We start from the raw sequence: 6,988 nt of genomic DNA, 5'->3' as shown, positions 1-6,988 counted from the left end.
TTTAAAGCGTCAATTAGAAACCGGTCTTGCAAGGGATACAAAATAGATACGCAGCAACGTTAGCGGGAGAAATCAATAGTTAATATGGGGGGAATTCTACATAACGGCTAGCATGGCAGAAATAATGAACGGTAACCAGAGTTTAAGTAATGATTATCTACAAAAGGCGTCTGAGATTTATGAACAAAGAATAGAGAAGGATAGAAATGATGTTGATGCTATTGGCAATAAAGCGTCCGCCTTGTGCTACATGGGAAAGAAGAAGGAAGCATTAGCTTTTTTAAACTCACTCTCTGTAAGTAAAGAAAATCAGAAGTTGGTAGAACAAATGAAAGCTGATATTGCTGAATTTGAAACAAGTGAAGCACTAAAAATGCTCCTTGTAAAGGAAGAATAACCTTTGCCAACCCAGTTCAGCCTTAACCCTTGCTACACTACGGGCTTCGGCTGCACAAATCCGTTGGCATAAGCAGAAATCCACAAAACGCAACACTAGCGAAATGAAAAAGCAATTAGAACTAAAGAAGGAAAACTGGCAACTATTGCCATACATCTATTTCATCTCCTTAGTCGCCTTCTGGTTTTTAGGCGACCTATTTATGATCCAAAACTTTAGCTTTATAGCTTTAGTGCTTCTAGTAGGTCTGATTATCCAGGCAAAAATACAGCATAAAGTAATAGGCACTGGCATAGGCATAATTGCTGCTACAGGTAGTTTATATGGCTTTTTAGCTGTGGTGTCTGAGTTCAAAGACTTTGAAACCATTAATAACAGCGCCTTAGCAATGATTTCGGTAGGTTCGGCACTAACATTAAGTGGGCTTGCCATGGGAGTTATGCTGGCCTTAGCTAACCTGAAAAAGCTAGCAGTTTGAGGAATCAATTTTCCTAATCCTATACGGCTTTAACCTTTACTGCGCAACTAGTACCGGCGTGCAGAAATACTAGTAAAGTCATTCAGATATGAGCTACTAAACATCATTTAAGATGAGTATGACAGGAGATTCTCCCATGCAGAGCCTTATCCAACGGTTCTTCCAACTGCTTGCGCAAAGAGACTTGAACAACCTATCTGAGCTTTTTGCTGACGAGGTGGATTGGCATATACCTGGAAACGAAGCCGTTGCTCCATGGTTAGGCAGAAGAAAGAGCCGGCAAGAAGTAAGAGACTGCTATCAGTTATTATGGCAAAACACAGAGCCCCTTTCTGCGACAGTAGATAAAGTTTTCATCGATCAGGAGGATGCCGTCATATCAGGAGAGTTCTCAACCAAAATGCTCCAGACAGGGCAGATAGTTAACTCTTTGTTTTTCATTCAAATCGGAATAAAGGATAACCTGATAGTAACATACAAGCTGCTAGAAGACAGCTACGCGGTATCTGTGGCGTTGACAGAGAGCCCAAAAAACGACTGAGTCGGAAACAGACGGCAAAATCGCTGGCAATGGGTTGGCCATAATCCGGCTAAAAGGTTTCGGATGGAGCAGGCGGCCACTATTCCATTTTAGTTTTCCAGGCTGAGCTCAGGTACTATTTCCTCAAAATGAATTTAGAAAGCGCATTTAATGGAAATCAGAAAATTAACCGGTAAGGACATCAATCATTTCATTGAGCTGATCCGGGTGTTTGAGGATGTCTTTGAGATGCAGGATTTCCAGTTGCCGCAGCAAGAGCACTTACTCAACATGCTGGCACATCCGGGGTTTCTTGTTTTCGTCGCCTTAGAAGAGGATGCCGTTGTGGGTGGTCTGACGGTATACACGTTGCCTCAATATTACGCCACCAAACCGCTGGCCTACATCTATGACCTGGCTGTCCGGAAAAACCGCCAGCGGCAGGGAATAGGCCAGAAGCTGATAGCCGAAGTAAACAGGTATTGTCGTGAAAACGGCTACGAAGAGGTGTTTGTGCAGGCAGATAAGGTAGATGACTATGCGCTTGACTTTTACCGGCTCACAAAGCCAACAAACGAAGAGGAGGTCGTTCATTTTTACTACACGCTGAACAAATAACTTAACTTAGGAACGCGCTCCCCATCAAACACAAAGTATAAACTACACTGGCAACACCAGTTCGTGCACCTATAAACGCTACTATGAAAACGAACAAAACCTTCCTGTTGCTGCTTGGGGCCATACTTCTGCTGGCATCGGCCTTTCTTCTAAAAAAACCTGCCCAGGAAAACTACCTCATCTTCGGGCATTTTTATAAAGAATGTGCAGACGGCGAGTGCATGAAAGTATACAAGATAGAGCACAACAGCCTTTACCTGTACCTCGAGGACAGCACCAACTACCCCTCTTTTAACCAATTCCACACCGGCAAATTCAGAAAACTGCCACAGGAAAAGTATAGCCAGGTGAGCTTGCTGGCACAAAAAATCCCGCAGGAGCTACTGAATACACAAAGAGGCTTTATCGGTAAAACAGAGCACGACTGGAGCGGCTACTACATCGAGTATGCCAGGGGTAGCGAGAAGAAGTTTTGGATATTTGATGAGGAGCGAAGAAACGTGCCGGCAGAGTTCCTCCCGCTAATCACCCAGATCGAGCAATCGATCGAGTTACTGAACGAAAAGTAAAGTATACACTTCATGATCCGTCCCTACGCCCCCGCAGACAAAGTGCAGCTTTTATACCTGCTGCGACTAAACATCCCTGCCTATTTCGCACCGGAGGAAGAGAGCGACTTTGCCGGGTACCTGGAGAAGGAGGTAGAAAATTATTTTGTGGTGGAGGAGGCCGGAGAGCTGATCGGGGCGGGCGGCATCAACTATTTCCCGGAGGAAGGAGTAGCCCGGATTTCCTGGGACGTGATCCACCCCAACCACCAGGGCAAGGGCATCGGCAGCAGACTGCTGCAGCACAGAATCAACATCCTTCAAAACAAGCCAGAGATAAACACCGTCATCGTCCGGACGACGCAGCTGGTATACAAATTTTATGAAAAGCAGGGCTTTGCGCTGGAAAAGACTGAAAAGGACTTCTGGGCCAAAGGCTTTGACCTGTACCAGCTGCGCTTGCCCCTTAACAAAGTATAACCCATAAATTACATCACCCTAAACCCTATCCGCATGAAAAAACTTATACTCTCCCTGAGCGCCGCCGCCATGCTTGCCGCCTGCGCTGGTCAAAAACAAAAAGCAACTACCAACCAGGGAATCGGCGACACCCGCACTACACCGATAGCGTACCTCGACGACAGAACCTACAAGCTAACCACAAAGACGGACGACAAAACCTATGGCTATGAGCAGCAGAATGCGATAAAGGTAGGTGGCGCACGCGACCAAAGCGGCCCGATAAACGAGCGGCGCTTTCTGAACGCGTTGCTGGGCCCTAACGGGGAGGCAGTGGGCTATTACCGGGAGGGCAGTTGCTGCGCCTTCGATACGCCGAACGGGCTTTTCGGCAATGCCGGCCTGCTGGACCTCTACAAAGTCTACTGGGAAGGTGGAACTGATACTCTGAGCTTATACTTAAATATGTACGACGAAGGCGACTTGCTAATTCCGGTAGGCTTTACGGCCAGGGAGGAGTAAAGGCATGGAAATATAAACTTTTTGTTATATTTTAAAGTATAATTTCTTGTACGCTAACCCCCTACTAATCATGACGAAAACAATACTACCTCTGCTGGCGCTCTGCCTCCTGCTACTCTCCGGTTGCGCTATTACCTCTACCTCCACGGCTAAGGTAAAAAAGCCCCAGAAACACTACATCGGCCTGATGACGCTGGTGGTCAACTCCGACGCCGACATCAGCCAGCTTGACTCAGCTACCTATGAGCAGCACATCCGGGGCAAGTTTAATAACCTGGAGAACGACAAATACCGCAGGCACCTGGAAAAGACACTGGTCCGCAACCTGGAGCACCCAAGCGTACAGACGCGGCTGGTAAAATCGGCAGATGTGTTTGACCTGAACACCGACATCAGCTACAGCGAATTTCTGCAAAAGGTGCGCGCCACCGGTGTAGACGGCATCCTGTTTGTAAAGCAGGGCAACTACTGGTACAATACCAGTTACTCCACCGTGCACTTCGAATACACAAGCAGCACCACCGCCAGCTCCCAGCCTAGCACCTCATACCACACCTACCTGATTGATATAGACACGTTGCAGCCCGTGTGGTATGCCAACTCCTTAGTGGAGGGAATCTCGGCCGGATTTGATACGCTGAACAACCACCTGGCCCGCTCTATTTTCCGGAAGCTGCGCAAGGACAAGTATATACTGGCGGGTTATTAAGCATACCCACCAAAGTATAAAGCCTCTGGCAAAGTATGATGTTATACTTTGCCAGAGGCTTTATACTTTCCGATTTATACTTTAAGGCTAAGCTACCAACTCTGCCTGCGCTTCTTTCTGGGCGGCCATGGCTTTCCGCTGCTGCTCCCACTCCTGCTGCAGCATTTTAGAGGTTTTGCGGCTGCCGTCGTGGCTCCAGCCCGGAGGGCCGAACACGTACATAAACTTCGCCTTCCACGACTTCACGCTGCGCACATCCTTCCAGATATCGTTAAACTCATGAAAATTAAGCGTGATGGGGTCGTGCTTGGTGGGTGGGTGCAGCACCCCGAACTCCGTCTTCATGTGCTTATCCTTATCCATGTAGGTGCCGAACAGCTTGTCCCATATAATGAGGATGCCGCCGTGGTTGCGGTCGAGGTATTCTATGTTACGGGCGTGGTGTACCTGGTGTACCCAGGGCGTGTTAAACACCTGTCCGAACACCGGAATCTTAGGCACCAGCGTGGAGTGCAGGAAGAACTGGTAAATAGAGTTAAACGACATGCACAGCGCAATCATCACGGGGTTGAAACCAAGTATAGGCAGCCAGATCCAGTAAATGGGTTTGTAGAGGAAGATGGTCCAGCCGTTGCGGAAGGCCGTGCCGAGGTTAAACTTATCGGAAGAGTGGTGCACCAGGTGCGCCGCCCAGAACAGCCGGATAGTATGGCAGAAGCGGTGGTGCCAGTAGAAGTTAAAGTCGTCGCCGATGAGGCAGAGCACCCACACCCACCAGGCCCAACCCAGGTTATCGTAGCCCAGGAACTCGATGCGCAGCGGCTCAAAGAGTTGGTAGAACACGAAGAAAAGGCCAATCTGGTAGGCCTTGGTCAGGGTGTTGAACACGGCGGCCCCGATGCCCACCCAGGTGCTGGCCAGGGAGTCCTTCAGGCTGTAAAGCTCTTTGTCCTCGCGGTAACTGATATAAGCCTCGCCTGCGATCAGCAGAAAAAACAGGGGCACAAAGTAGGTAAAGGGATTGGGCATTTCGCTGAACAGGATCTCCATAAGCAGAAGGCAGGGTAAGTGGTAAAACAAAGGAGCGCCACAGAATCGGGCACTGCAGAATTTTTTAAATTACGTAATTTTGAGACGAAGTCCTATTTTGGCCGACCGGTATCAAGGAAAGATGACCCGGGAGCGAGAGACAGAAACACCGTAAATGCTTGTACGTAGGGCCTGTAGAAAGTATAGCCCTCCGGCAGCAAATTTAAAGTATAACCCATGCCCCAACCGCTGAAAACACGCATCGCCCCTACTCCCAGCGGCTACCTGCACTTGGGCAATGCGCTCTCCTTTGCCATTACGTGGGCGCTGGCAAGGAAGCAAAACGGCACGGTTATACTTCGCATCGACGACCTGGACAATGCCCGCTTCCGGCCAGAGTACCTGCAGGACATTTTCAACACGCTGCACTTTATGGGCCTGGATTACGACGAGGGCCCTACCGATGCCAAAGACTTTGTAGAAAATTATTCCCAACTCCTGCGCCTGCCGCGTTACCATACTTTGTTACAGCAACTGGTGGAACAGGGCCACGTGTATGCCTGCCCCTGCTCGCGCAAGCAGTTCTCAAGTATACCCAGCAGCGCCTGCCACCTGCATACCTGCCGCCACCAACTGCTGCCCTTGCATGAGGCCGGCATTGCCTGGCGCCTCCGCATTCCCGAAGGCACAGAGGTTACGTTTCAGGACCAGCTCCTTAAAACATGCACCATAAAACTAGCCGAGGAGATGCCCGATTTTGTGGTGCAGCGCAAGGAAGGCATCCCGGCCTACCAAATCGCCTCGCTGGCCGACGACCTGGACATGGGCATCAACACCATCGTGCGGGGCGAGGACTTGCTGACGTCCACCGCAGCGCAGCTGTACCTGGCGCAGCTTCTTGGAGCAGAGGATTTCACAATTATAAATTTCGTGCATCACCCGCTGGTTTCAGACCCTGCAGGCGGCAAACTTTCCAAGTCCCACGACTCGCTCTCGCTAACAGAGATGCGCAAAAGCGGCCTCAGCAGTAAAGCTTTCTGGCAAACCATCGCCCGCATGCTGGGCTGGCAGGAGGTAAGTGTCGTAGATGCGCGGAGCTTTTTAGAGCGGTTCAGCCTGGAAGAGCTCCGGAAGATGAGCAGGAAGGATCTGCAGGCGGAGTAGCGGGGGTTGCAGTGCCGTGTCCAATCACCCCTTGCCCCTCCTTAGCTAAGGCGGGGAGCTCTGTAATTGCCACTGCTGAATTATAAGCTTCATAGCTGATGTTCTTGCGTGGATAAGTCGCGACCTGTCCCTACACATGTAAACCTGCCCCTCCCGAGAGGGGAATTTATACTTACTACATTCTTGTCATCTCGAGCAGCGCGAGAGATCTATCCGGAATTCTAAACAGTTCTCTCACAACGTTCGAGATGACAGTAAAGGCAGCAGCTATCGAATGGTTCCCAGTTTTTCTGGGAGGCGCCTATGCGAGTTTTTCTGGTGACGAACGACAGTGAGGCAGCCCGAGGCACGAGGGCATGAAAAGCTCCCAGCGCCGAGCGGGAAAACGAGGCCTCCCGGCCTAGGAGGGCAGAAAGTAGGAGATGCAACTGTAGGCTTATGGGAACTAGAGGATGAACGGGAGCTAGCAAGGATAGCTTAGCTCCAACTATAGTAAACGGAGGCTTGGAAGGTATAGCTAAAGTACAAAAAGGCACAAGCGGAC

10 protein-coding genes are annotated in these 6,988 nt (G+C 49.7%); 9 read left to right on the top strand and 1 reads right to left on the bottom strand.

Annotated features, from left to right (window positions below):
- Positions 1 to 112 precede the first annotated feature (112 nt).
- From BM040_RS12000 to BM040_RS11965, 8 genes are all read left to right on the top strand, one after another.
- Positions 113 to 397 carry a tetratricopeptide repeat protein gene (locus BM040_RS12000; RefSeq protein ID WP_092101427.1) on the top strand — a complete coding sequence of 95 codons (285 nt, stop codon included), beginning with the start codon at positions 113 to 115 and terminating at the stop codon, positions 395 to 397.
- Between the two features lie 103 nt (positions 398 to 500).
- Positions 501 to 875, top strand: a complete 375-nt coding sequence (locus BM040_RS11995; protein WP_092101425.1) for a hypothetical protein — start codon at positions 501 to 503, stop codon at positions 873 to 875.
- Between the two features lie 118 nt (positions 876 to 993).
- Positions 994 to 1,416, top strand: a complete 423-nt coding sequence (locus BM040_RS11990) for a nuclear transport factor 2 family protein (protein ID WP_175491051.1) — start codon at positions 994 to 996, stop codon at positions 1,414 to 1,416.
- 150 nt (positions 1,417 to 1,566) lie between these two features.
- Positions 1,567 to 2,013, top strand: coding sequence for a GNAT family N-acetyltransferase (locus BM040_RS11985; protein WP_092101421.1), 447 nt, complete (start codon positions 1,567 to 1,569; stop codon positions 2,011 to 2,013).
- 83 nt (positions 2,014 to 2,096) lie between these two features.
- Positions 2,097 to 2,582 (top strand): hypothetical protein, encoded by a 486-nt coding sequence (locus BM040_RS11980; protein ID WP_092101419.1) that lies wholly within the window; start codon positions 2,097 to 2,099, stop codon positions 2,580 to 2,582.
- Positions 2,583 to 2,594: 12 nt separating this feature from the next.
- Complete coding sequence (locus BM040_RS11975) at positions 2,595 to 3,041, top strand: GNAT family N-acetyltransferase (protein ID WP_092101417.1); 447 nt, start codon at positions 2,595 to 2,597, stop codon at positions 3,039 to 3,041.
- 33 nt (positions 3,042 to 3,074) lie between these two features.
- Positions 3,075 to 3,542: a hypothetical protein gene (locus BM040_RS11970; protein ID WP_217646775.1), complete on the top strand. Its 468-nt coding sequence runs from the start codon at positions 3,075 to 3,077 to the stop codon at positions 3,540 to 3,542.
- 70 nt (positions 3,543 to 3,612) lie between these two features.
- The gene (locus BM040_RS11965) at positions 3,613 to 4,251 is read left to right on the top strand and encodes a hypothetical protein (RefSeq protein WP_092101415.1); all 639 of its coding nucleotides are present in this window, start codon (positions 3,613 to 3,615) and stop codon (positions 4,249 to 4,251) included.
- 87 nt (positions 4,252 to 4,338) lie between these two features.
- Here the strand turns inward: BM040_RS11965 and BM040_RS11960 are convergent, their stop codons facing one another.
- Positions 4,339 to 5,301, bottom strand: coding sequence for a sterol desaturase family protein (locus tag BM040_RS11960; protein ID WP_217646774.1), 963 nt, complete (start codon positions 5,299 to 5,301; stop codon positions 4,339 to 4,341).
- Between the two features lie 216 nt (positions 5,302 to 5,517).
- On the opposite strand from BM040_RS11960, the gene BM040_RS11955 reads away from it, so the two are divergent.
- On the top strand, positions 5,518 to 6,444 hold the full coding sequence (locus tag BM040_RS11955; protein ID WP_092101413.1) for a glutamate--tRNA ligase family protein: 927 nt from the start codon (positions 5,518 to 5,520) through the stop codon (positions 6,442 to 6,444).
- Positions 6,445 to 6,988 lie beyond the last annotated feature (544 nt).

This window comes from Pontibacter chinhatensis (assembly GCF_900113285.1).
GTDB lineage: Bacteria > Bacteroidota > Bacteroidia > Cytophagales > Hymenobacteraceae > Pontibacter > Pontibacter chinhatensis.
This window is presented reverse-complemented; position numbering and strand designations above follow the sequence as displayed.